21 protein-coding genes are annotated in these 22100 nt (G+C 66.0%); 9 read left to right on the top strand and 12 right to left on the bottom strand.

Going from position 1 to position 22100, the window contains the following annotated elements; translation table 11 throughout:
• The first annotated feature begins 111 nt into the window (after positions 1-111).
• The gene (locus tag AC07NK_RS06120; protein ID WP_495169699.1) at positions 112-1362 is read left to right on the top strand and encodes an MFS transporter; all 1251 of its coding nucleotides are present in this window, start codon (positions 112-114) and stop codon (positions 1360-1362) included.
• Positions 1363-1544: 182 nt separating this feature from the next.
• On the opposite strand, the gene AC07NK_RS06115 is transcribed toward AC07NK_RS06120, so the two are convergent.
• A complete protein-coding gene (locus AC07NK_RS06115) occupies positions 1545-4337 on the bottom strand; it encodes a DUF3857 domain-containing protein (RefSeq protein ID WP_495169698.1) in 2793 nt (930 codons plus the stop codon).
• Positions 4338-4394: 57 nt separating this feature from the next.
• Positions 4395-6311 (bottom strand): excinuclease ABC subunit UvrC, encoded by a 1917-nt coding sequence (gene uvrC / locus AC07NK_RS06110; protein ID WP_495169697.1) that lies wholly within the window; start codon positions 6309-6311, stop codon positions 4395-4397.
• An 80-nt stretch (positions 6312-6391) separates the two neighbouring features.
• On the opposite strand from uvrC, the gene AC07NK_RS06105 reads away from it, so the two are divergent.
• The 3 genes from AC07NK_RS06105 (at position 6392) to AC07NK_RS06095 (ending at position 9606) form a co-directional block, all read left to right on the top strand.
• Complete coding sequence (locus AC07NK_RS06105; RefSeq protein ID WP_495169696.1) at positions 6392-7711, top strand: amidohydrolase; 1320 nt, start codon at positions 6392-6394, stop codon at positions 7709-7711.
• Between the two features lie 87 nt (positions 7712-7798).
• Positions 7799-8548 carry a class I SAM-dependent methyltransferase gene (locus tag AC07NK_RS06100; protein WP_495169695.1) on the top strand — a complete coding sequence of 250 codons (750 nt, stop codon included), beginning with the start codon at positions 7799-7801 and terminating at the stop codon, positions 8546-8548.
• The gene (locus AC07NK_RS06095) at positions 8545-9606 is read left to right on the top strand and encodes a serine hydrolase domain-containing protein (RefSeq protein ID WP_495169694.1); all 1062 of its coding nucleotides are present in this window, start codon (positions 8545-8547) and stop codon (positions 9604-9606) included. The genes AC07NK_RS06100 and AC07NK_RS06095 overlap by 4 nt, the downstream gene beginning before the upstream one ends.
• Positions 9607-9645: 39 nt before the next feature.
• Here the strand turns inward: AC07NK_RS06095 and AC07NK_RS06090 are convergent, their stop codons facing one another.
• The 8 genes from AC07NK_RS06090 to AC07NK_RS06055 all read right to left on the bottom strand — a co-directional run bounded on the left by AC07NK_RS06090 (position 9646) and on the right by AC07NK_RS06055 (position 15979).
• On the bottom strand, positions 9646-10557 hold the full coding sequence (locus tag AC07NK_RS06090; protein ID WP_495169693.1) for an alpha/beta fold hydrolase: 912 nt from the start codon (positions 10555-10557) through the stop codon (positions 9646-9648).
• A 130-nt stretch (positions 10558-10687) separates the two neighbouring features.
• Positions 10688-11272, bottom strand: a complete 585-nt coding sequence (locus AC07NK_RS06085) for an outer membrane protein (protein ID WP_495169692.1) — start codon at positions 11270-11272, stop codon at positions 10688-10690.
• A 194-nt stretch (positions 11273-11466) separates the two neighbouring features.
• Positions 11467-13323, bottom strand: a complete 1857-nt coding sequence (locus AC07NK_RS06080; protein WP_495169691.1) for a CHASE3 domain-containing protein — start codon at positions 13321-13323, stop codon at positions 11467-11469.
• Positions 13324-13397: 74 nt separating this feature from the next.
• Positions 13398-14018: a F0F1 ATP synthase subunit B family protein gene (locus AC07NK_RS06075; protein ID WP_495169690.1), complete on the bottom strand. Its 621-nt coding sequence runs from the start codon at positions 14016-14018 to the stop codon at positions 13398-13400.
• Positions 14011-14505 carry a F0F1 ATP synthase subunit B family protein gene (locus AC07NK_RS06070; RefSeq protein WP_495169689.1) on the bottom strand — a complete coding sequence of 165 codons (495 nt, stop codon included), beginning with the start codon at positions 14503-14505 and terminating at the stop codon, positions 14011-14013. The genes AC07NK_RS06075 and AC07NK_RS06070 overlap by 8 nt, the downstream gene beginning before the upstream one ends.
• A 59-nt stretch (positions 14506-14564) precedes the next feature.
• The gene (locus tag AC07NK_RS06065) at positions 14565-14792 is read right to left on the bottom strand and encodes a F0F1 ATP synthase subunit C (protein WP_495169688.1); all 228 of its coding nucleotides are present in this window, start codon (positions 14790-14792) and stop codon (positions 14565-14567) included.
• Positions 14793-14839: 47 nt separating this feature from the next.
• Positions 14840-15598, bottom strand: coding sequence for a F0F1 ATP synthase subunit A (locus AC07NK_RS06060; protein ID WP_495170339.1), 759 nt, complete (start codon positions 15596-15598; stop codon positions 14840-14842).
• 63 nt (positions 15599-15661) lie between these two features.
• The gene (locus AC07NK_RS06055; RefSeq protein WP_495169687.1) at positions 15662-15979 is read right to left on the bottom strand and encodes an AtpZ/AtpI family protein; all 318 of its coding nucleotides are present in this window, start codon (positions 15977-15979) and stop codon (positions 15662-15664) included.
• Between the two features lie 185 nt (positions 15980-16164).
• On the opposite strand from AC07NK_RS06055, the gene radC reads away from it, so the two are divergent.
• Positions 16165-16857 carry a RadC family protein gene (gene radC / locus AC07NK_RS06050; RefSeq protein WP_495169686.1) on the top strand — a complete coding sequence of 231 codons (693 nt, stop codon included), beginning with the start codon at positions 16165-16167 and terminating at the stop codon, positions 16855-16857.
• A 234-nt stretch (positions 16858-17091) separates the two neighbouring features.
• Here radC and AC07NK_RS06045 read toward each other — a convergent pair whose 3' ends face one another.
• The gene (locus AC07NK_RS06045; RefSeq protein ID WP_495169685.1) at positions 17092-17616 is read right to left on the bottom strand and encodes an EF-hand domain-containing protein; all 525 of its coding nucleotides are present in this window, start codon (positions 17614-17616) and stop codon (positions 17092-17094) included.
• A 266-nt stretch (positions 17617-17882) separates the two neighbouring features.
• Between AC07NK_RS06045 and purB the strand changes: the two genes are divergently transcribed.
• The 3 genes from purB to AC07NK_RS06030 all read left to right on the top strand — a co-directional run bounded on the left by purB (position 17883) and on the right by AC07NK_RS06030 (position 20603).
• Positions 17883-19196: an adenylosuccinate lyase gene (gene purB, locus AC07NK_RS06040; RefSeq protein ID WP_495169684.1), complete on the top strand. Its 1314-nt coding sequence runs from the start codon at positions 17883-17885 to the stop codon at positions 19194-19196.
• Positions 19197-19369: 173 nt separating this feature from the next.
• A complete protein-coding gene (locus AC07NK_RS06035) occupies positions 19370-19999 on the top strand; it encodes a hypothetical protein (protein WP_495169683.1) in 630 nt (209 codons plus the stop codon).
• 13 nt (positions 20000-20012) lie between these two features.
• Positions 20013-20603, top strand: coding sequence for a DUF4126 domain-containing protein (locus AC07NK_RS06030; RefSeq protein ID WP_495169682.1), 591 nt, complete (start codon positions 20013-20015; stop codon positions 20601-20603).
• On the opposite strand, the gene AC07NK_RS06025 is transcribed toward AC07NK_RS06030, so the two are convergent.
• A complete protein-coding gene (locus tag AC07NK_RS06025; protein ID WP_495169681.1) occupies positions 20600-21322 on the bottom strand; it encodes a dienelactone hydrolase family protein in 723 nt (240 codons plus the stop codon). The genes AC07NK_RS06030 and AC07NK_RS06025 overlap by 4 nt on opposite strands.
• Before the next feature lie 69 nt (positions 21323-21391).
• Between AC07NK_RS06025 and gpmA the strand changes: the two genes are divergently transcribed.
• On the top strand, positions 21392-22078 hold the full coding sequence (gene gpmA / locus AC07NK_RS06020; protein ID WP_495169680.1) for a 2,3-diphosphoglycerate-dependent phosphoglycerate mutase: 687 nt from the start codon (positions 21392-21394) through the stop codon (positions 22076-22078).
• Positions 22079-22100: the final 22 nt, after the last annotated feature.

The following is a 22100-nucleotide window of genomic DNA, read 5'->3' as shown; positions in this document are numbered from 1 at the left end:
GGATGTCGCGACCCTTTCACCGAGCGGTGCCGGGATCGTCGTCCGCCAGACCGCATCGCATGCCGCCAGCTTCTCGCCGGCTTTCGAGGTATCATGATCAAATCGCGTCCGTTGAGCCAAGACGATCTTCCGGCTCCCAGCGAGCGGAAGGCGGCTCGCCGCAATCTGTTCGTCGCCTTCACGATCCTGTTCTGCACGGTCGGCATCCCGGCGATGATGATTCCGGTGCTGCTCGGCGCCATCCAGGACGATACCGGCTGGTCGAGAGGGGATGTATCGACCCTCAACTCGATCAAATTCGGGGTCGGCGCCGCCACCGCATTCTTCACGGGGCACCTCGTCGAACGGTTCGGCGTCAAGCGCCTTGCCGTCCTGTGCGCCGTGATGGCGGGCGTGGCGCTGGCGATGTTCGCCAATGCCACGACCTTGCCCATGCTCTATCTCGTCGGAGCGCTGCTGGGCTTCAGTGCGCTGGGCACCGCGACCTCGATGAAGATCTTCGTGTCGCAATGGTTCGCGGAGGGCCAGGGGGTGGCGGTGGGCATCGCCTTTATCGGCCTGAGCTCCGCGGGCGTGGTGGTGCCGTGGCTGACCACCATCGCGGTCGAAGCCTATGGCTGGCGTAGTGCCGTGCTGATCATGAGCGCCGGAATCTGGGTCGTGGCATTGCCGGTCCTGATGTGGGGCGCGCGCGAACATGTTCGGCCGTCCGCCGAAACGGAGGACGGCTCCGCCGTCGAGGAAAGCCCGGCGGAGGCGTTTCGCAGCATTCGCTTTTCGTCTGTCCTGATCCTGCTGCTCTGCTCGAACTTCCTCATCGGCCTGGTCGATGAATCGGTCGCCACCCATCTCTTCCTGTTTCTCGACCGCGAGGTGCAGCTCGGCGCCGCCGTTGCCGCTATCGGCTTCTCCAGCGTCATGCTGATGAGCAATGTCGGAAAGATCGGCTTCGGCTGGCTGATCCAGCGCTTTTCGACGAGCGGGGCCGCTGCCTGTTTCTTCATCGCGGCCTTTGGCGTGCTGCTGACGCTGCCCGTCGGCGGAGTCGGCACGATTGTCCTTCTCGCGATCGTCTATGGCCCGACACAGGGCGGGTTTCTGGTCAATATCCCGGTGCTTTCCCGCCAGATCTTCGGCCCGGTGGCGATGATCCGGGTGATCGCCGTGATGACGACGGCGTTCAACCTGGGCGCGGCGGTCGGTCCGGCGGGCGTGGGCTATGTCTTCGATGCGACGGGATCGTATCGCATCCCGTTCATCCTGCTCAGCGGCATCGCCGTGCTCGCCGCGTTGCTGATGGTCCTTTGCGGTCGGCTGGTGCGGCGTGATGCGCTTCGGTGGGGGGCACCGCAGGGCGCCTGAAAGTCCCTCGTTCAGCGCCCTCTATTCCGGACGCTCTGCCCAACCGCGCCCCAGTTGGGATGGAAGCGCAACTGCACCTCCTGCCCGGCCTCGAGGATCGCGCCAACGACGCGCCTGATCGGCTCGCGCGGGCATGGCGAGGCCGTTTTATCGCGCGGCAATGAAGATTTCCCAACGAACGGTCAGGGCTTGATTCCCCATTTGCCATATTCGGTGTCGATCCGCGGCGCCATCATCCGCGCGGCGGCGAGATCGTCTTCGCTTCCCGCCTGCCCAGCGGCCTTGCGCACGACGCCGCGCATATACAGCGCGGCGGCCATGTCGGGATCGCTGTCGAGCGCGGCATTGAGATCGCCCAGCGCCTCCTCAGCCCGGCCCAGGCGGAAATAAATCATCGCGCGACTGTCGAGCGCGGCCGCAGGACTGTCGCTCAGCTCGATCGCGCGCGTGCAGTCCCTGAGCGCGGTATCGAGCGCAAGTTTCCGCGTTCCCTTGAGCCAGCAGCGGCTGTTGAGCAGATCAGGGTTGCCCGGGTGCGCCGTGATCGCCGCATCAAGCACCGCCAGCCCCTCGTCGGCACGGCCATCGTCGGCGAGCAGGTCCGCCTTGATCGCGAGGAAATCCGGTTTGTCCTTCCCGGCCGATTCGATCTGAAGCTCAACCATTTCCAACGCGGCGGCCCGCTGGCCCTTTTCGCCGAGCAGGTTGATCGCCGAGGTGATTGCCTCGGACGATCCGGGATCGAGCGCGCGCGCGGCATCGGCGTCGGCAATCGCTTTGTCGAGCTGGCCGGTCGCCTGCAACAGGCCGGCGCGGCGCAAATAGGAGTCGACCGAAGGCTCGAGCGCGATCGCCTTGTCCATATCCTTGATCGCCGCCGGATAGTCGAACACGCGCTCATGGAACCAGGCGCGATGAACATAGCCTTCCGCCTCACCCGGATCGTTGGCGATCCGTTGGGTATAAGCGGCCAGGATCTTTTGGAGCCCGCCATTCTTGCGCGCCGCCGCCACCTCCTGCCAGCGCTGAGGATAGGCGGCAGGGGCTACAGCGCGGAGCAGGCGCGTCTTGGCTTGAGCGAGTTGCTGGCGCGCGGCGCCGATGTCGGCGGGCGCGACCTCGGCGCCGGTGGCGACGCGCCGATCCTCGACCATGAGAACACCGTTTGCCAGGCTGGTCTGCCGGGCCAGCACGCGACCGGCGATCTGCGCCGGCAGTTTCTCGTCGCCCTCAAACGCGAACCCGCTCCCGGCACCGGGCAAGCGATAGCTGACGCGGAGGCGGACATGACCGGGATCGCCGGTCGAGACGGGAAGGTCGCGCCACACCGGGCGGCTGCGATCGGGCTGGAAACCGATTCCCTGCACGGCGAAATCGAGCGTGGCCTTGAACCGTTCATTCTCGCGCGCCCAGGTCGGATAGGCGATCCCCGCGGCAGTGATGACCGCAGTGCCCGCGGCATCGTCGAAACTCAGCTTGCGCTGGGTATAGGTGCTGTTGGCGATGTATTCGTCGATGGCCCCCCCGGCCATCTTCTCGACCTCGGCCTTCCCAACCGCCGCGTTTGCGGCGCGCAGCATCTGCACGATCTGGCCGCGCAGCGTCAGCTTTGCGGTGAACGGCGCGGGCAGGTGGATACCCGCGCTCTGGTCCAGATCGATCTCGGCGTCGGCGTCCGGGCGCGCGCTCGGGCGGGCTGGTAGCGCGACGAGCTCGGCCCCGGCCGCGCGAAGGGGCAGCGCGTGGCGGAACGCGGGCACGTTGCTCATATCGGCGAGCCGGTCACCGCTCGACGTGCCGTCCAGCCACAGACTCTCGCCGCCAATGGTAGCGCGCACGATGACATGGTCGAACGCACCGGGCATCGGCAGCCGGGTGGGCAGCAAATCCCCAAGGCTGCTGTGCACCAGCGCTGCTTCGGCCTCGACCCCCAGCTCGTGCAGGATCGCGAGCAACAGCAGCGTCTTTGCCTTGCAGTCGCCGTAGCGCACCGACCAGGTCTCAGCCGGGGTCTGAGGCACATAATGGCCCTGCGCCATGCCGTTGAACAGATAGCGGACCTTGTCCTGCACCAGCTGCAGCGCGCCCGCCGCCCGCACGCGCGGGTCGGTCGAGGTGGCCGCGATGGCGGCAACTTCCTTAGCCAGCGGACTTCCCTGCGCGATCAGACCCTTAGTGGTATAGAGCGGCGCCATCGTCCTCGCGACCGATGACCAGTCGGGATAGCTGGTCGCGTCGAGGAAGGTCATCGGCTGGAACCGCGCAGGGGCGTCCTTTGGCACCTCCCCCTGCTTGCCGATCGGCAGGGCGATGCTCAACTCGCGATAGCCGCCCGCGACCTTGCCTTCCTGCGGCTGGGTATGGCCCGCATAGGATTTCCACTTCACCGTCGCGTCTTCCGGCCAGATCAGTCGCGCCCGGCCGAACTGCACGCGCATCGGATCGGCGAACAGCGGCAGGCTGCTCTGCACCTCCCCGCCCAGCGTCGGATCCTTGCGCGTGGTCGAAAAGCGAAGGCGAAGGACATCGCCGACCCGCAATCCTTCCACCGGCATGGTCGCGGTCAACAGCCCGTCGAGCTGCATCTGCTCAAGCTTCTGTTCGCGCCGGATCACCGAAAGCTGCTTGCCGCTGGCGAGCAGATCGATGGTCTCGCTGCCGCGCAGGATCGAGGCGCTATGGACGACCAGCTCACCCCGGTCGGGGCTCCACGGCAGCTGGATCGTGCCCGCCTGGGCCAGGATCTGGGGCGAAGCGATCCGCGTGGCGCTCTCCATATAATGCCACACCTGCCCGTCGGCGATCCGCTGCTGTTGATCGAAGATCAGGAACACCGGCGCATCCTCGCCGATCGCGGCCATATCGACCGGCGGTGCCGGCTTCACCCAATCGGGAACGGGCGCGTAGACGGGTTTGTCATTCGCCCATGCCGTGGATGCAAGAAAAACGCTCAGCAACGCAGTCTTACGGATCATCATACCCCCCGGTGTTCGCGTTGAATCTAGCGCGAAGCAACGCGTGGGCAAGCGGGATCACTGCGCGTGGTAAAAGTCGTAGACCTGCTGTGCCACCGCGGCCGAGACCCCCGGCGCCCTTTTGAGATCGTCGAGGCTCGCCCCCCGCACCGCACGCGCGGTGCCGAAGTGCATCAGCAACGCCTTTTTGCGTGCGGGGCCGATGCCCGGCACTTCATCCAGCGGGCTGGCAGTGAGCGACTTGGCGCGCTTCTGGCGGTGCGCGCCGATCACGAAACGGTGGACCTCGTCGCGCAGCTTCTGGATGTGGAACAAGGTGGGCGAATTGACCGGCAGCATCCGCTCGCTGCCGTCCATCAGGTGGAAGACCTCGCGCCCCTCGCGCCCGTGATGCGGCCCCTTGGCGACGCCGACCATGCAGACATCCTCGATCCCAAGCTCCTCCAGCACCGCACGCGCGGCGTTGAGCTGGCCGCGGCCGCCGTCGATCAGGACGAGGTCGGGCCAGGTGCCCTTGTCGCGATCCGGATCCTCTTCCTGCGCGCGGCTGAAGCGACGCGTGAACACCTCGCGCATCATCGCGAAATCGTCGTCGGTCGCGGCGCTCTTGATGTTGAACTTGCGGTACTGGCCGGTGCGGAACCCCTCCGGCCCCGCGACGATCATCGCGCCGACCGCATTGGTCCCCTGAATATGCGAATTGTCATAGACCTCGATCCGGTCGGGAGGTTCGGCGAGCCCGAACAGATCGGCGATGTCGCGCAAATTCTTCGCCTGCGTGGTCGATTCGGCCATGCGCCGGTCGAGCGCCTCGACCGCGTTTCGCTCGGCCTGTTCCATCAACCTGCGCCGCGCGCCGCGCTGGGGGCGTGAAATCTCGACCTTGAACCCGGCGCGCTCGCCCAGCGCCTCCGCCAGCAGCTCCGCCTCAGTCAGCTCGCGGTCGAGCAGCACCGTCCGGGGCGGCGGCACCTCCTCGTAGAATTGCATCAGGAACTGCGCGAGAACCTCTTCCTCGGGCACCTCGGCGGTGTGCGCGGGGAAAAAGGCGCGGTGACCCCAATTCTGGCCGCCGCGGATGAAGAAGGCCTGGATACCGATAATGCCCTGTTTGGCGGCGAGCGCGAAGATGTCGGCGTCGCCCACCCCCTCGGCATTGATCGCCTGCGACCCCTGAATGAAGGTCAGCGCCTTCAAACGGTCGCGCAGCACCGCGGCCAGCTCGAAGTCGAGATTCCCGGCCGCGGCCTCCATCTGCTCGCCAAGCTTGGCCTGAACCTTGGTCGACTTGCCCATCAGGAAGTCGCGCGCATCGCCGACCAGCTCGTCATACCCGGCCTTGTCGATCCGATCGACGCACGGCGCCGAGCAGCGGCGGATCTGGTAGAGCAGGCACGGCCGGTCGCGGGTGTTGTAGAAGCCGTCGGTGCACGACCGCAGCAGGAACAGCTTCTGCAGCGCGTTGAGCGTCTTGCGCACCTGACCTGCGCCCGCGAACGGCCCGAAATAGTCGCCCTTGATCCGCCGCGCGCCGCGATGGAGCTGGACACGCGGGAAAGCGTGGTCGCCGCGCAGCAGGATGTACGGGAACGACTTATCGTCGCGCAGCAGGACGTTGTAGGCGGGCCTGAAGCGCTTGATCAGCTGCGCCTCGAGCAGCAGCGCCTCAGCCTCGTTGTTGGTCGTGACCACGGTCATCGACCGCGTCTGCGCGATCATCCGGCGCAGACGGTTGGAGAGCTTGGCGGGCTGGGTGTAGTTGGCGACACGGTTCTTGAGCGCGCGCGCCTTGCCGACATAGAGCACGTCGCCGCGCGAATCCTGCATGCGATAGACACCGGGCCGCGCCGGCAGCGTCTTCAGCACATTGCGGATCGCCGCGACGCCCGCGTCGAGGTCGGGTGTCTCCGACCCGCGCACGGCATAGGTGGCGGTCTCTTCGTTGAAGCGATTGGGGGAATTGGGGTCGGACATGCTCCGCGCGATGTAAGCGGATTGCACACCGGTTTCCATCTGATAGCTTTGGTCCAGACCAATATCGGGGGACCTGTCACATGCGTATGCTTACCGCCCTTCTCGCCACCAGCCTGCTCGCGGCACCTGTGCTCGCCGGGCCGGACTTCGCTCCCGCGGTGGACGCGGACTATGCTGCGCATCTCGAAAAGCTGTTCCTCGACTTCCACAAGAACCCCGAGCTGTCGTTCAAGGAAACGCGCACCGCCGCGATCATGGCGAAGGAGCTGCGCGCAGTCGGCGGGATCGTGGTGACCGAGGGCGTCGGCGGGACAGGCGTAGTCGGCGTGATGAAGAATGGCGACGGCCCGGTCGTGCTGGTGCGCGCCGATATGGACGGGCTGCCGCTCAAGGAGGATAGCGGGCTGTCCTACATGTCCAGCGTAACGCAGACCGACATCGACGGCGTGGTGAAGCCGGTGATGCACGCCTGCGGGCATGACGTGCACATCACCTCGATGATCGGCACCGCGCGCCAGCTCGCCAAAATGAAAGACAAATGGAAGGGCACCGTCCTGTTCGTCGTCCAGCCGGGCGAGGAGCGGATCGACGGCGCGCGGCGGATGATGGCCGACGGCCTCTACACGCGCTTCCCCAAGCCCAACTACGCCGTCGCCTTCCACGTTACCGCGGGCATCCCGACCGGCAAGATCGGGCTGGAGCCGGGGATCAGCAGCTCGTCCTCCGACAGCGTCGACATTACCATCCCCGGCATCGGCACCCACGGCGCAGCGCCGCACATGGGCAAGGACCCGATCGTGATGGGCGCCGAGATCGTGATGGCGCTGCAGACTCTGGTCAGCCGCGAGATCGCGCCGCTCAAGCCCGGCGTGGTCACCGTCGGGTCGTTCCATTCAGGCTTCAAGCACAACATCATCTCGGACAAGGCCGAGCTTCAGCTCACCATCCGCTCGGATGACGAGGACACGCGCAAGAAGCTGATCGACGGGATCAAGCGCATCGCCACCAATGTCGGCCGCATGAACGGCATGCCCGAAGACAAGCTGCCGCAGGTCAGGGTCGGCTTCGAATCGACCCCGGTGACACTCAACGACCCCGCGCTGACCAAGCGCGTGCGCGGCGCGTTCACCCATGCCTTTGGCGACGGGATCATCCATTTCGAAGAGCGTCAGGGCATGGGCGCCGAGGATTTCGCCTATTTCATCCAGAAGGATACGGGCGTGCCCGGCGCCTATTTCGTGGTCGGCGGAACACCGCAGGCGGATATCGATGCGGGCAAGAAGGGCGGCAAGCCGGTATCCGGCCACCATTCGCCCTTCTTCAAGATCGATCCCAAGCCCTCGGTCACGCTGGGCACCACCGCGATGACCGTCGCGGTGCTCGATCTGCTCAAGAAATAGCGCAGAAACCGGCGGGCGTTTGTCGAAAGGCGATTGCCCGCCGTGCTGCAGCTTCATAGCTTCGCTCCGAATTCTGGGGAGGATATCATGAAGCTTGCTATGACTGCGGCGATTTTACTTGCCGCTACCGCACCGCTCGCCGCGCAAAAGGCGACGCCCGCCATCACCGCCGCGCTCGCCGATGCCTCTCGCCCGGCCGACCAGCGCGAGAAGGACGCCGCGCGCAAGCCCGGCGAGCTGTTGGCGTTCGCGGGGGTCAAGCCGGGACAGAAGGTCGCCGACTTCGTGATGGGCGGCGGCTACTGGACGCGCATCCTCTCCCCGCTCGTCGGCGCGAAGGGCAAGGTCTATGCCTATCAGCCCGCCGAATTCATCAAGTTCCGCGCCGCCTATGCCGACGAGCAGAAGGCTGCAGTCGCGGGTCTCGCCAACACCGTCGCGCTGAGCGACAGCCTCGCCGCGTTCAGCTTCCCCGAACAGCTCGACGCGATCGTCACCGTGCAGAATTATCACGACCTGTTCCTTGCGCCCTTCCCCAAGGGCACGGGCGAGGCGGTGACGCGCAAGCTCTACAATTCATTGCGCCCCGGCGGCGTGCTGCTGGTGATCGATCACGTCGCCAATGCCGATCCGGAGAACAAGGCGCCGAATACGCTCCACCGCATCGACCCCGAGGTGGCGCGGCGCGAGATCGAGAAGGTCGGCTTTCGCTATGTCGGCAAAACCGACCTGCTACGCAACGCCGCCGACCCGCACTCCGCCAACGTGTTCGACGCATCGATCCGCGGCAAAACCGACCAGTTCGCCTTCAAGTTCGTGAAGCCGCGCGCCAAGTGATCCGCACCGTCATCGCCGCTGTCGCGCTCGCCGCGGCGCCATCCGCATGGGCGAATGCGAGCGTTGAGGCGGAGCTTGCCGCAATCGGCAAGCCCGCCGCGATCTTCGTCACCGGCGGCGGCGCGGAGCAGGGCTATGCCGACGGCCTCGCCGACCCCGCCACCGGCCGCGAACTGACCGTCGACACCCCGGTGCGGATCGCAAGCAATACCAAGACCTTCACGGCGGCGGCGGTGCTGCGGCTGTGGGAACAGGGGCGGATCGCCCTCGACGCGCCAATCGGCGGGCTGGTCAACCCGCGGCTCGATCGCATCCTGCGCGCCGACGGCTATGACACCAGCGCGATCACCGTGCGCCACCTGCTCAGCCATAGCGGCGGGCTCTACGACCATGGCGGCGACAAGCGCTTCGTCGAATCGCTGATGACCGATCCCGGCAAGGTCTGGACGCGCGAGGCGCTGGTGAAGCTCGCCACCGACTATGCCGACCCGCAGAGCAAGCCCGGCACCGAATTCCGCTATTCCGACACCGGCTACATCCTGCTCGGCGATATCGTCGAGCGGATCACGGGCAAGACGCTGGCGACCTCGGTGCGCGAGCTGCTCAAGCTCGACACGCTTGGGCTCAAGGCGAGCTGGTGGGAGATTTACGAGGCGCCGCCCAAAGGGGCCGAGGGCCGCGCCAAACAGTTCATCGGCGACAAGGACGTAACCGCAGTCGATCCGTCGATGGACCTGTTCGGCGGCGGCGGACAGCTGATGTCTGCGCGCGACCTCGCCACCTTCTTCAAGGCGCTGTTCGAGGGCCGCGTGTTCGACAAGCCGGACACGATCAGGGAAATGCTGTGGAAGGGGCCGCACAAGAATGCCGAGACCTATCGCCTCGGCATCTTCGTGCAGCAGACGCCCAGGGGCGAACGCTATTGGCATAGTGGCTTCTGGGGCACCTATGCCGCCTATGCGCCCGCGACCGGCATCGCGCTCGGCACGGTGACGACGCGGCAGGGCACCAAGCCGCTGATGCCGCTGGTCGACCGGCTGATGCAGCAGACGCCGTAAGGCGCCGCTCCCGGACCGGAAGCGGCGCCTTGGGTGGCTTCACTGCCAGTCGGCGCGCCCTTCCTTGCCGTCGAGGAATGGACGCACGGTGCGCACCAGTTCGGGTGCGAGGAAGATGTCGTAATGCGTACGGCCGGGCAGAATGGCGAGGCGGTGCTTGGTCACATGCTCGCGCTGCCACCCACCGTCGCGCTGGCCGCCGCCGAGCAACTTGAAGAATTCGACGCTCCCCTCGGGCCGCCACATATCGGCGTCGCCCACCACCAGCATCACCGGCATGGTCAGCGCCTTCACCTGCGCCGACCAGTCGAAGTCGCGGCGCATCAGATCGCCCATCTGGTCGAGCAGGCGCGGGAAATCCTCGACCTTCGGCGCGCGCGCGGCATAGCTCGTATACATTGGCGTGCCCTTCATCATCGGCGCCATCGCCGCGGTGAGCTGGCGCTGGATCGGCACCATTTCGGGCTGGATGCCGGCGGTGGACAGCGTCATCGACACCAGCGCGAGGCGGCGCACGCGATCGGGATGCTGCGCGGCGAGCTGGAACGCGACCCCGGCGCCCATCGAATAGCCCATCACGTCGACCTGCCTGTAGCCGAGCTTGTCGAGCAGGATGTTCATGTCGTCGCCCATCGGCTCGATCGCGATCGGCCGGGTACCGAGCGGGGTGCGGCCATGGCCCTGAAGATCGACCGCGATCACCTGACGTCCGGCGGCGAGCGCGGGCAGGATCGGCGCGAACATCTCGATCGAGCCGAGTCCGCCATGGAGCAGGAGCAGCGGCTCACCCTGACCGTAGATCTCGTAATGATAGGCGATACCCGCCACCTCAACGGCGCCCGAACGGACCGCGGACTGGGCTGCGGCGGGTGCAGGCTGGGCGTGAGCGGCGAGCGGCGTGGCCAGCACGGCAGCGGCGAGTAGCAGGTGCGAGCGGATCGTTGCGAGCATGTCTTCGTCTCCTGTTCCGGCGCGCAAGCTTGTGCGCCTTCATGAGGACGACGAACGGAGATCGCCGTTTTCGACACGCGATCCGAAAAAAGTTTCGCCCGCACGAAACACCTCCGCGCGGGCGAAGCGATCAGAAGCGGAGACCGAGGCCGACGGTGCCCTGATGGCGGCTGCCGACGATCCCGTTATAGTCCGAGAACCGATATTCGGTGCGGGCGACGAACTTGCCCATATTATACTCGACACCCGCGCCGAGCCGGTAGCCGCCGTGGTTCTCCGCCGAGCTGCTGTCGGGATTCACCGTCGTGGCGGGAGTGTCATAGCTGCTGCTGAGTCGGGCGTTGGTGTAGCCGGCCTTGCCGTAGATCATGACATTGTCGCTCACTACCGCACCGAGGCGGCCGCCGGCATAGAAATCGCGCCCGGTTTCGGAACAGGCGCGGTCATTGGCAACGACGACGCTGGACACGCAGCCCTTCTTGGTCGATCCGGTCACTTCCGCCTCGACACCATAGCGCAGCTTGCCCGCGCCCAGATCATAGGTGGCGGCACCACCATAGAGTACGCCGGTGTCCTTGAACCCGCCGCCGCTGGCGTGATCGACACCGCCGATGACGACGACGCTGGGGCCGGTAAACGGCTCACGTTCCTGCGCGGCGGCAGGGAGAGCAGCCAGAGCTGCGGGCAGAATCAGAATCTTCGCGATGTTTCGCATGATATTGCTCCTCATAGGTCGGGGTACCGGCAAGGGGCCGGCAAAAGGGGTACGCGATTGCTCCTCGAGCGGACTCGGCCGCTGCATATCGGCCGGTACCGGTGGTCGTTTCGGAGCCGGGCCTTTATTTGCCCGAATTATGGCGTGCGGAATTTAGTCCGCCGCAACGCTGAACCTCAGATCAACGGCATGTGTCAGGCGTCGAGCACTTCGCGCACTTTGAGCGCCAGCTGCTGCACCGTGAACGGCTTCGCCAGGAAGGCGACGTCATGGTCGAGCATCCCGTTATGGACGATCGCGTTACGGGTATAGCCGGTGGTGAAGAGCACCTTGAGCCCCGGCCGGGCCTCGCGCGCACGGTCTGACAGGACGCGGCCGTTCATGTCGGGCATCACGATATCGGTGAACAGCAGGTCGATCCGCGGCTGGATCTCGAGCACGGTCAACGCCTGATTGGCGTCCGATGCCTGCACCACGACATAGCCCAGCTCGCGCAGCGCATCGACCGACATGTGGCGCACGCCATCCTCATCCTCGACGACCAGAATGATCTCGTCCGCCTTCGCGCGGGGCAGTTCGCCCGCCATGTGCACCATGCCGGGGGCCTCCGCATCGCCGAAGTGGCGCGGAAGGTAGAGTTTGACCGTCGTCCCGACCCCGGGCTCGGAATAGATCTTCACATGCCCGCCCGATTGCTTGACGAACCCGAACACCTGACTGAGGCCGAGCCCGGTGCCCTTCCCCACCCCCTTGGTGGTGTAGAAGGGGTCGAAGGCGCGCTCGATCACCTCGGCCGGCATGCCGGTGCCGGTATCGGTCACCGACACCATCACATACTGGCCGGGCGCCACCTCTGCATGGCTGGCGGCATAGCCGTCGTCGAGATGCGTGTTCGCGGTCTCGATCGTCAGCCGCCCGCCGCCCGGCATCGCGTCGCGCGCATTGACGCACAGATTGAGCAACGCATTCTCGAGCTGCACCCCGTCGATGAAGGTCGCCCACAGGCCGCCTGCGAGCACCGTTTCGATCCGGATATTCTCGCTGATCGTCCGGCGCAGCAGTTCGGACATGCCGCCCACCAGCTTGTTGGCGTCGAGTGCCTTGGGCGCGAGCGGCTGCTGGCGCGAGAAGGCGAGCAGGCGCGCGGTGAGCTGTGCCGCGCGTTCGGCGCCCTCCATCGCGTTGTCGATGCTCGCGCGTGCCTTGGCCGGGTCGCGCTCGAACCGCCGCTTCGCCATGTCGAGGCTCCCGATGACGATCGCGAGCATGTTGTTGAAGTCGTGCGCAACCCCGCCGGTAAGCTGGCCGAGCGATTCCATCTTCTGCATCTGGCGCAGCTGCGCCTCGGCCGCGGCACGGCTCTCCGCCTCTTCGGTGATCCTGCGGTTGGCCTTGAGCAGCGCTTCGCCGACCTCGATCGCGGCCCTTGCCCGGCGGCGTGCGTCGCGGGCGGCATAGGCGGCCAGCGCGAACACCGCGAACGCGCTCGCGATCAGCCACAGGGTCAGCCAGGCCGACCAGCTCGCCAGCACCTGCGATCGCTCGGCCAGCAGCCGGCTCTCTTCGGCCTTCATCGCGCCAATGATCCCCCGGCACCGGTCCATCAGCGTCTTGCCGACACCGGCGCGCACGGCCTCGGCAGCACGATCGAACCGCCCGTCGCGCGCCTGATCCAGTCCCACCGACAGCCGCTCGACCCGCGCGTGGGCGCAAATCTCCAGCCGGTTCGCGGCAGCCAAAAGGTCCGGATAATCCGTCACCATCGGTTTGAGCGCAGCGAGGTCGCCGCCGAGCTGGCGGCGGCCGTCGAAATAGGGCTGGAGATAGGCCGGGTCGCGCGTCACCAGATAGCCGCGCTGCCCCGTCTCGGCATCCTGCAACCGCGAGCGGATCGTGCTGAGCTGTTCCTGCACCTGCAGCGTATGGACCACCATGCGCTGGGCAGCCTGCTGGCGTTTGAACAGCGCGAGGGTGCCGACCACGGCCGCCGCGATCACGGCAAAGCCGAGGATCAGCGCAATCAGCCCACGATCTTTGCGAGCGTCCCCCATGCGATTGAGACTACGCGAAAAAAAGGGCGCGGCAAGATGCCACGCCCCCTTGTTTCGCCAGCGTTACGTTACGCCTAGTTCAGGCGCGACAGCCCCGCGATCGTGCTGTCGATCAGCGGCTTGTCAGCGCCGGCATCATGCTTCTGCGCGATGATCGCAGCCGCAGCCCGGGCAGCCGCGTCGGCGGCATGGGCACGGACCTGATCGAGCGCGGCACGTTCGGCCGCAGCGATCTTGTCCTCGGCCATCTTGGCGCGGCGCTTCACCAGCTCGTCCGCATCAATTCCGGCCTTGGCGATCAGTGCCTGCGCTTCTTCGTCGGCATGCGCGACCATCGCCGCTGCCTGCGTCTCGACGCCGGCGAGCTTCGCGGCATATTCGTCGCGCAGCGCTTCGGCTTCGGCACGCAGTTGCTCGGCTTCGGCCAGACGCGTGCGAATCGCTGCGATCTGCTTGTCGAGCATCCCGCCGATCAGCTTGGGCACGCCTTTCCAGACCGCGACGAGGATGAGGATGCCCATCGCCGCCGCGACCCACATGGTCGCGTCGAGACCGAGCGCGGTCGGCTCGGCATGGTGCTCGGCACCACCCTTGGCCTCGGTGCCCGCGTGCGGCATGCCCTCGAGCTTGTCGGCGTTTTCCAGCCGGTTCGCGACCTCGGCCGAAGCCGGGGGCAAGGTTTGCATATTAGCCATTGGCGATCACCGTCTTCACCGCGCTCTGCGCTTCGGCGGCAGTCGTCTTCACGCCGGAGAGGCGCGCAACGATATCCTGCGCCGCGTCCGCCGCGACCGATTCGATTTCCGCCAGCGCGGATTTGGTCGAAGCGGCAATGCGCGCTTCGTCCTCGGCCAGCTTGGCGTTCAGTTTCTCGGCAGCGCTGGCGAGCGACTTTGCGGTCGCCGCAGCGGCCTTGTCGCGCGCCTTGGCAAGCAGGGTCTGCGCCTGCTCACGCGCCGCATTTTCCTGCTGCCGCCAGTTTTCCTCGGCCGCGTCGGCCTGGGCGCGCGCAGCTTCGGCGGCGGCGAGATCGTCGGCCACCGACTTGTCACGGCTGTCGATCGTCCCCTGCACCTTGGGTACCATGCCCAGGCCGATGACGAAGAAGACGAAGCCGAAGGTCAGCAACAGCCAGAAGATCTGCGACGCATATGTCGCTGCGAGCTGGGATATCTGAGGCATCGGAATTCCCCTTCCGCCGCCGGACGGATCACCGCCCGGCGTGGAAGTTCAGACGAGTGTTAGGCGACGAAGATCAGCAGGACTGCAACGACGAACGCGAGCAGGCCGAGAAGCTCGGCGGCCGCGAAGCCGATGAACATGTTACCCTGCTGGCTCGCTGCCGCACCCGGGTTGCGCAGTGCGCCCTGCAGGAAGGCGGCGAACACCGCGCCCACGCCCAGTGCTGCCAGGCCGGCGCCAACCGCCGCGAGACCTGCACCGAGGAGCTTTGCTGCTTCTGCGTCCATGATTCTAACTCCAGTTCAAAAGTTCAAAGGTTCAACGAAAAAACGGATCAATGATGTTCGTGCAGGTGCACGGCATCGTTGATGTAGAGCGAGGTGAGCAGCGCGAAGACATAGGCCTGCACGCCCGCCACCAGCAATTCGAGCGCCGAGACGCCGACCATCAGCGCGAAGCTGGCCGCGCCCACCGGGACTGCCCAGCCGGTCGGACCCGACATGATGATGAAGCCCGCCAGCACCTTGAGCAGGATATGGCCCGCGGTCATCGCGACGAACAGTCGCAGCGCAAGGCTGAACGGCCGCACCATGAACGACACCATCTCGATCGGAACCACCAGCAGCAGCACCGGGATCGGGGTGCCATGGGGCACGAACAGCTTGAAGAAGCGCAGACCATGCTTGCCGAAGCCGACGATCAGCACGATCGAGAAGGACAGGATCGCCAGCACGCCGGTGACGGTGAAGTGGCTGGTCGCTGTGAAGGGGTGAACGCCCGGGATCAGGCCCAGCGGAAGCAGGCCGACGATGTTGGCGAACAGGATGAACATGAACAGCGAGAAGACATAGGGAAGGAACTTGCGCCCTTCCTTGCCGATATTCGCCTCAAGCAGCTTGTCGATGAAGCCGGTAAAGCCCTCGACCGCCATCTGCCAGCGGCCAGGCACGACCTGACGCTTCATCCCGCCAAGCATGAACACCCACAGCAGCGCCGCCGCTGCGATCAGCCACAGCGCGCTGTTGGTGAAGGCAATCTGATGTCCGCCGACATTGAACATGTCGGCAATCGACTGCACCTCGAACTGGTGCATCGGGTCGATCTTGCCTGCTTCTTCAGCCACGTCCGCTTCCCATGTAACCGAAGCGCCCGAAAGTCATTTCGAGCGCTGGTTCGAAATCCGAATGATGTTCCTGAAGGCGCTGACGACCCCAAGGGTCAACATCACCAGCAGGAGCCAGGGAGAGGTGCCGAGGAAATAATCGAGCGTCCACCCGATCACCCCGCCTCCCAACAGCCCGCCGATCAGCTCGGCAAGAACCCGGTTGCCCAGACGATAGTTACGCCCGCTTTCCCCGTCGCCCTCGCCATTGCGGATCGCCTCTTCGGATTGTGCCCGTGCCAGCCGCTCATTGAGCGAAGTGACGCGCGCATCCTCCTTGAGGGGGTCCAGTCCGGGCTCGTTCTCGGCCATATCGTCTCTCCTGAGTGCCTGTGACACTAGGCTAAACGCATATACCGAGCGGCGAGCCCGCCAAGGCACGCGCGCTTTAGAAAGGGGGGTGCCCCGAGTCAACCGCGGTGCAGCATTGCGGTCATAGGACGCCTGGCCGCGGTCGCCCCTTCCCTGCCGGACACGCCCCGGATAGGCTCCCTTATATGGGGGCAGCGGACAGCGAGGGAATCACCGACGGCACCGGCCACCGCGCCCGCCTGCGCCAGCGGCTGCTGACCGATGGCGAGGGGCTGCTCGACCATGAGCTGATCGAATATCTCCTTGCGCTGGCGATTCCCCGGCGCGACACCAAGCCGCTCGCCAAGGCGCTGATCCACGAATTCGGCGGCATCGCCGGGCTGCTCACCGCCGATGCCGAGGCGATTGCGCGCGTGCCCGGGATGGGCGAGACCTCGATCGCCGCGCTCAAGATCGCGCATGCCGCCGCGCTGCGCCTGTTACGCGGCGAAGTCGCGGCACGCCCCGTGCTCGCCAACTGGCAGGCGCTGCTCGACTATCTTCGCGCCGACATGGCGCACCACGCGATCGAGCGCGTGCGCGTGCTCCATATGAACAGCCGCAACATGCTGATCCGCGACGAACTGATGCAGGAAGGATCGGTGGATGAAGCGCCGGTCTATGTCCGTGAGGTGATCCGCCGCGCGATCGACCTCGGCTCCGCGGCGATCATTCTCGTCCACAATCACCCGAGCGGCGACCCCGCCCCCAGCCGCGCCGACATCGAACTGACCCGCAACGTGGTCGAGGCGGGCAAGCGGCTCGGCATCGCGGTGCATGATCACATCATCATCGGCACCGAGGGGCATTCGAGCCTGCGGTCGATGGGATTGATGTAGCCGACGCCCCCTCCGTCACCCCCGCCTTGTGCCGGGGTCCACCGGGAGGCAGGCATGAAGCAAGAGGCTCCAAGGCCGCCGTTGCGGCGCCGTGGACCCCGGCACAAGACCGGGGTGACGAAGAGAAAGAAGGCCACCGCCACAACTCGACTGCACGCAATGCGGCCGCCGGACCAAAGTCCGGCGGCCGTGGAACGGGAGATGCGAGGTTCCCGTCCCGAAGTGGCGGCTGCGTTACGAGGCGGCAGCAGCCGGGGTGAGGAAGGTCTTGAGCTCGTCCTTGTTCACCGAACCCGACTTGTCGGTATCGGCCTGGGCCAGCGCCATCCCCAGCCACTGCTTGCCGGCAACCGAATCGCCCTTGAAAGCGGGTTCGCTCGCCGAGCGCAGCGCGACCATCCAGCTGTTGAATTCCTCGGCCTTCAGATTGCCGTCGGCATCCTTGTCATAGGTCGGGAACCCCTGATCGACGACCGCGGCGATCTGGGTGGCGTTGGCCGGCTGCTGGCCCTGCGGGGTCGCAGGCTGCTCCGCGGTCTGCGCAGGCTGTTCAGCCGGGGCCGCGGCGGGTTCGGCAGGAAGTGCCTCCTGCGGCTGCTGTGCGGTCTCGGCCGGCTGCTCGGCAGGCACGGGCGTTTCAGCTGGCTTCTCAGCCGGAGCCGGCGCTTCCTGAGCAGGAACTTCCTGTGCAGGAGCCTCCTGCGCAAGAATAGGTGCCGAAATCATCACCGCACTCGCAAGAAGAATGGACTTAATCATTTTCTATCTCCTAAGTTATTCTATCCGCATTATTGCAAAAACAGATAGGATATCTCGATTGATCCACAACCATTAAACACGTTGCATATTTATCACGTTCCATTCAAAAACTTGACGCGACCTCAACTTAACGGCCATCAACTTCATCTCATCGCGCTTGCGTGCTGGTTTTGCGACGAACCGATCCGCGAGAGTTGGATGAGCGCCCGGTTTGCCGCGACGCAGCACCTTTGCTAGGGGCGCCCGCGCAGCACGAAAGGCATTCCATGGTCCCCCGCTATTCCCGTCCCGCCATGACCGCGATCTGGTCGCCCGAAACCCGCTTCGGCATCTGGTTCGAGATTGAGGCGCACGCGACCGAAGCGCTGGCGGATCTGGGTGTGGTGCCGAAAAGCGCCGCCAAGGCACTGTGGGACTGGTGGGCAACCAAGCCTGCGATCGACGTCGCTGCGATCGACGCGATCGAAGCCGTCACCAAGCATGACGTGATCGCCTTCCTGACCTGGGTAGCCGAGAATGTCGGCGACGAGGCGCGCTTCATGCATCAGGGCATGACCAGCTCGGACGTGCTCGACACCTGCCTGTCGGTCCAGCTCGTCCGCGCGTCGGACATCCTGCTCGACGATCTCGACCAGCTGCTCGAAGTCCTCAAGCGCCGCGCGTACGAGCACAAGCTGACCCCGACGATCGGCCGCAGCCATGGCATCCATGCCGAGCCGGTGACCTTCGGCCTCAAAATGGCCGAAGCCTATGCCGAATTCGACCGCAACAAGGCGCGCCTGCTCGCCGCGCGCGCGGACATCGCGACCTGTGCCATCTCCGGCGCGGTCGGCACGTTCGCCAATATCGATCCGCGCGTCGAAGCGCATGTCGCGGACAAGCTCGGCCTTGCGGTCGAGCCGGTTTCGACTCAGGTCATCCCGCGCGACCGTCACGCGATGTTCTTCGCCACGCTCGGCGTGATCGCATCGTCGATCGAGCGCCTTGCCGTCGAAGTCCGCCACCTTCAGCGCACCGAAGTTCTGGAGGCCGAGGAGTATTTCTCGCCCGGCCAGAAGGGCAGCTCGGCGATGCCGCACAAGCGCAATCCGGTGCTGACCGAAAACCTCACCGGCCTCGCCCGCATGGTGCGCAGCGCGACGATCCCGGCGATGGAGAATGTCGCGCTGTGGCACGAGCGCGACATCAGCCACTCCTCGGTCGAACGCTATATCGGCCCCGACGCGACGATCACGCTCGACTTCGCGCTCGCCCGCCTCACCGGCGTGATCGACAAGCTGCTGGTCTATCCCGTGCGGATGCAGAAGAATCTCGATCGGATGGGCGGCCTCGTCCATTCGCAGCGCGTGCTGCTCGCGCTGACTCAGGCCGGCGTGTCGCGCGAGGACAGCTACCGCCTCGTCCAGCGTAACGCGATGAAGGTGTGGGAGAGCGACGGCGAGCTGTCGCTGCTCGAACTGCTCAAGGCCGATGCCGAGGTCACCGCGGCGCTCTCGCCGCAGGAGATCGAGGAGAAGTTCGACCTCGATTACCACTTCCGTCAGGTCGACACGATCTTCGCCCGGGTGTTCGGGGAGTAACACCCCACCCCGTCATTCCCGCGAAGGCGGGAATCCATTGGGGCTGCCGCAGAGACTCCATCCGCCACGTCACGGCGAATGGATTCCCGCCTGCGCGGGAATGACGAAGTCTTCGGTGATTGACCTCGCCGCCGGTTAGTGTGACGCTCCTGTAACACAATGGGAGACCGGCGATGGCCAAGGCGAAGAAGAGCAAGTCCACCAAGGCGGGCAAGCTGCCCAAGTCCGTCGCCGGGATCGAGCTGCCCAAGGAACTGCGCAAGCAGGGCGCCAAGCTGCTCGACCTGATCAAGAACCCGATGGTCGGCGATCTGGTCGCCGCGGGTCTGGTCGCGCTCGCCGCCAATGTCCGCAATCAGGGCAAGGCCGCGGACGACGCCGGCGATGCGGGCAAGGCGAAGGACAAGACCACCACCGCCGAGGCGCTGGGCAAGACCGCCGCGACGCTCGCCACGGTGGTTGCCACGCGCGCCGCCGAAAAGATCACCAGCAAGCTCGCTGAGCGCCCCGCCCCACCGCCTGCGCCGGAGGCCCCCGCCGCGACACCCGCCCGCGCGCCGGTCAAGCCGCGCACCTCGACCCGCGCCAAGGCCGCCGCCCCGCTCAAGGCCGGCCCGACCCGCAGCGCTCCGGCAAAGGCGCCAGCCAAGGCGGCAGCCAAGCCGAAGACCGCCGCCGCCAAGCCCGCGGCGAAAGCTCCAGCAAAGCCCAAACCCGCCGCTCCCTTGAAGGCGGGCGCAACGCGAAAAGCCCCCACCCGCAAGCCCGCCGCGCGGAAGCCCGCGGCGAAACCCGCAAGCTGAGGCGCGGCGCGCGATGGGCGCGGTCGAGATCATCGGGCTTGCCGCCAGCATCAGCCTGCTCGCGGGCTGGCGGCTTTACCTCTGTGTCTTTGCCGTCGGCCTCGCGATGTACACCGGCTGGGTCGAGCTGCCCCAGCAATTGAAGGCGCTCGACGTCCTCGCCAATCCGTGGGTGATCGGCATTGCCGGGTTCGGCGCAGTCGCGGAGTTCTTCGCCGACAAGGTGATGTGGCTCGATTCGGCGTGGGACGCGGTGCATACGCTGGTGCGCCCGGTCGGCGGCGCACTGCTCGCGCTGGCGATCGTCGATCCCTCCGACCCGGCATGGCAGGTGATGGCGCTGCTGCTCGGCGGCAGCGCGTCGCTGCTCACCCACGGCGCCAAGGCCAGCGGGCGTGCCGTAGTCAATGCCAGTCCCGAGCCGGTGAGCAATGTCGTGGTCTCCACCGGCGAGGATATCCTCACCGGCGGACTGCTCGTCCTCGCGCTCGCCAACCCGATCGCTGCAGTCGTGATCGCCGTACTGATCCTCGCCGCGACGATCGCGGCTTTGGTGATGCTGCGACGGTGGTTGCGCAGATTGCTCCCGCCAAAGCCGGCCTAGCCGAACAGCTCGTCCAGAAAATTCCGCATCGCCTGCCAGCTGCGCCGGTCGGCCGTCTCGTCATAGCCAAAGCCCGGCCGCGGCGATCCCTTCATGCTAGGGTCGCTGAACGCATGCCCGGCATTGCCATAGCCATGCAGCTGCCAGTCGGCGCCCGCTTCGGTCAGCTCGGCCGCGAGTGCGGTCACGGCTTCGGGCGGCGCGAGCGGATCGTTCCAGCCATGGCAGATCAGCAGCTTCGCGGTGATCGGCTTCGGATAGTCGTAACCCGGCGGATCGAAGATTCCGTGGAACGCTACGATTCCCAGCACGCCGCCCGACCGCGCCAGGTCGATCACCGACTTGCCCCCGAAACAATATCCGATCGCCGCGACCTTCGCGGGATCGACCTGCGGCAACGCCTCCAGCGCCGCGACGCTCGCCTGCAGCCGGTCGCGCAGCAGCGCACGGTCGGCGTTGAGCTGGTTCATATAGAGCGTGGAGTCGGGTGATTCGCGCGTGGTCCGCTTGCCCTGCCCGTAGGTGTCGGCGACGAACCCCACATAGCCCAGCGCCGCCAGCCGCTCGGCGACGACGCGATCCTGTTCCTTCTCGCCCAGCACATTGGGGACGATCATCACGCCGGGCCGCGGCGACTCCCATGTCGGATCGAACGCCGCGACGCCCTCGAACGGGCCGCCGGGGCCGTCATACACGATGGTTTGCCTTTCGATCGCCATGTCCATCCTCCGTTGCCCTCTGCGCATCATCCGCTAAGGACGCGGGCAAATTCCCGCAAGGAGAAGCCCATGCCCACGCTCGTCCTGATCCGCCACGGCCAGTCCGCCTGGAATCTGGAAAATCGTTTCACCGGCTGGTGGGATGTCGATCTGACCGAACAGGGCGTCAGCGAAGCATGGGCCGCGGGCGAGCTGATGAAGGAAAAGGGTCTCGACTTCGACCTGACCTTCACCAGCTTCCAGAGCCGTGCGATCAAGACGCTCAATCTCGCGCTCGAAGCGATGGGTCGGCTGTGGCTGCCGACCGAGAAGAGCTGGAAGCTCAACGAGCGCCATTATGGCGGCCTCACCGGCCTCGACAAGGCCGAGACCGCGGCGAAGCATGGCGACGATCAGGTCAAGATCTGGCGCCGCAGCTTCGACATCCCGCCCCCGCTGCCCGAAACGGGCTCGCCCTGGGATCTGGCGCAGGATGTCCGCTACAAGGGCATCCCGATCCCGCAGACCGAGAGCCTCAAGGACACGATCGACCGCGTCCTGCCCTATTGGGAAGAGCGGATCGCGCCCGAGCTCAAGGCCGGCAAGCGCGTGCTGATCGCCGCGCACGGCAATTCGCTGCGCGCACTGGTCAAACATCTGTCGGGCATCTCGGACGACGAGATCGCCAGCCTCGAAATCCCGACCGGCCAGCCGATCGTCTATGAGCTGGCCGACGATCTGACGGCGCTGGATCGCTACTACCTCAACGAGCGCTAAGGCGCCCATTCTTCCGTCATCC

It is taken from the genome of Sphingomonas sp. GW821-FHT09B04 (assembly GCF_059418285.1).
This window is presented reverse-complemented; position numbering and strand designations above follow the sequence as displayed.

What these genes read in the sequence shown, in the direction of transcription:
- AC07NK_RS06115 (WP_495169698.1), bottom strand. Translation starts at nt 4,337, where the DNA reads ATGATCCGTAAGACTGCGTTGCTGAGCGTTTTTCTTGCATCCACGGCA.
- AC07NK_RS06090 (WP_495169693.1), bottom strand. Translation starts at nt 10,557, where the DNA reads ATGCTCGCAACGATCCGCTCGCACCTGCTACTCGCCGCTGCCGTGCTG.
- AC07NK_RS06055 (WP_495169687.1), bottom strand. Translation starts at nt 15,979, where the DNA reads ATGGCCGAGAACGAGCCCGGACTGGACCCCCTCAAGGAGGATGCGCGC.
- AC07NK_RS06070 (WP_495169689.1), bottom strand. Translation starts at nt 14,505, where the DNA reads ATGCCTCAGATATCCCAGCTCGCAGCGACATATGCGTCGCAGATCTTC.
- AC07NK_RS06025 (WP_495169681.1), bottom strand. Translation starts at nt 21,322, where the DNA reads ATGGCGATCGAAAGGCAAACCATCGTGTATGACGGCCCCGGCGGCCCG.
- uvrC (WP_495169697.1), bottom strand. Translation starts at nt 6,311, where the DNA reads ATGTCCGACCCCAATTCCCCCAATCGCTTCAACGAAGAGACCGCCACC.
- radC (WP_495169686.1), top strand. Translation starts at nt 16,165, where the DNA reads ATGGGGGCAGCGGACAGCGAGGGAATCACCGACGGCACCGGCCACCGC.
- AC07NK_RS06035 (WP_495169683.1), top strand. Translation starts at nt 19,370, where the DNA reads ATGGCCAAGGCGAAGAAGAGCAAGTCCACCAAGGCGGGCAAGCTGCCC.
- AC07NK_RS06045 (WP_495169685.1), bottom strand. Translation starts at nt 17,616, where the DNA reads ATGATTAAGTCCATTCTTCTTGCGAGTGCGGTGATGATTTCGGCACCT.
- AC07NK_RS06075 (WP_495169690.1), bottom strand. Translation starts at nt 14,018, where the DNA reads ATGGCTAATATGCAAACCTTGCCCCCGGCTTCGGCCGAGGTCGCGAAC.
- AC07NK_RS06085 (WP_495169692.1), bottom strand. Translation starts at nt 11,272, where the DNA reads ATGCGAAACATCGCGAAGATTCTGATTCTGCCCGCAGCTCTGGCTGCT.
- AC07NK_RS06105 (WP_495169696.1), top strand. Translation starts at nt 6,392, where the DNA reads ATGCGTATGCTTACCGCCCTTCTCGCCACCAGCCTGCTCGCGGCACCT.
- AC07NK_RS06060 (WP_495170339.1), bottom strand. Translation starts at nt 15,598, where the DNA reads ATGCACCAGTTCGAGGTGCAGTCGATTGCCGACATGTTCAATGTCGGC.
- purB (WP_495169684.1), top strand. Translation starts at nt 17,883, where the DNA reads ATGGTCCCCCGCTATTCCCGTCCCGCCATGACCGCGATCTGGTCGCCC.
- AC07NK_RS06080 (WP_495169691.1), bottom strand. Translation starts at nt 13,323, where the DNA reads ATGGGGGACGCTCGCAAAGATCGTGGGCTGATTGCGCTGATCCTCGGC.
- AC07NK_RS06065 (WP_495169688.1), bottom strand. Translation starts at nt 14,792, where the DNA reads ATGGACGCAGAAGCAGCAAAGCTCCTCGGTGCAGGTCTCGCGGCGGTT.
- AC07NK_RS06100 (WP_495169695.1), top strand. Translation starts at nt 7,799, where the DNA reads ATGAAGCTTGCTATGACTGCGGCGATTTTACTTGCCGCTACCGCACCG.
- gpmA (WP_495169680.1), top strand. Translation starts at nt 21,392, where the DNA reads ATGCCCACGCTCGTCCTGATCCGCCACGGCCAGTCCGCCTGGAATCTG.
- AC07NK_RS06030 (WP_495169682.1), top strand. Translation starts at nt 20,013, where the DNA reads ATGGGCGCGGTCGAGATCATCGGGCTTGCCGCCAGCATCAGCCTGCTC.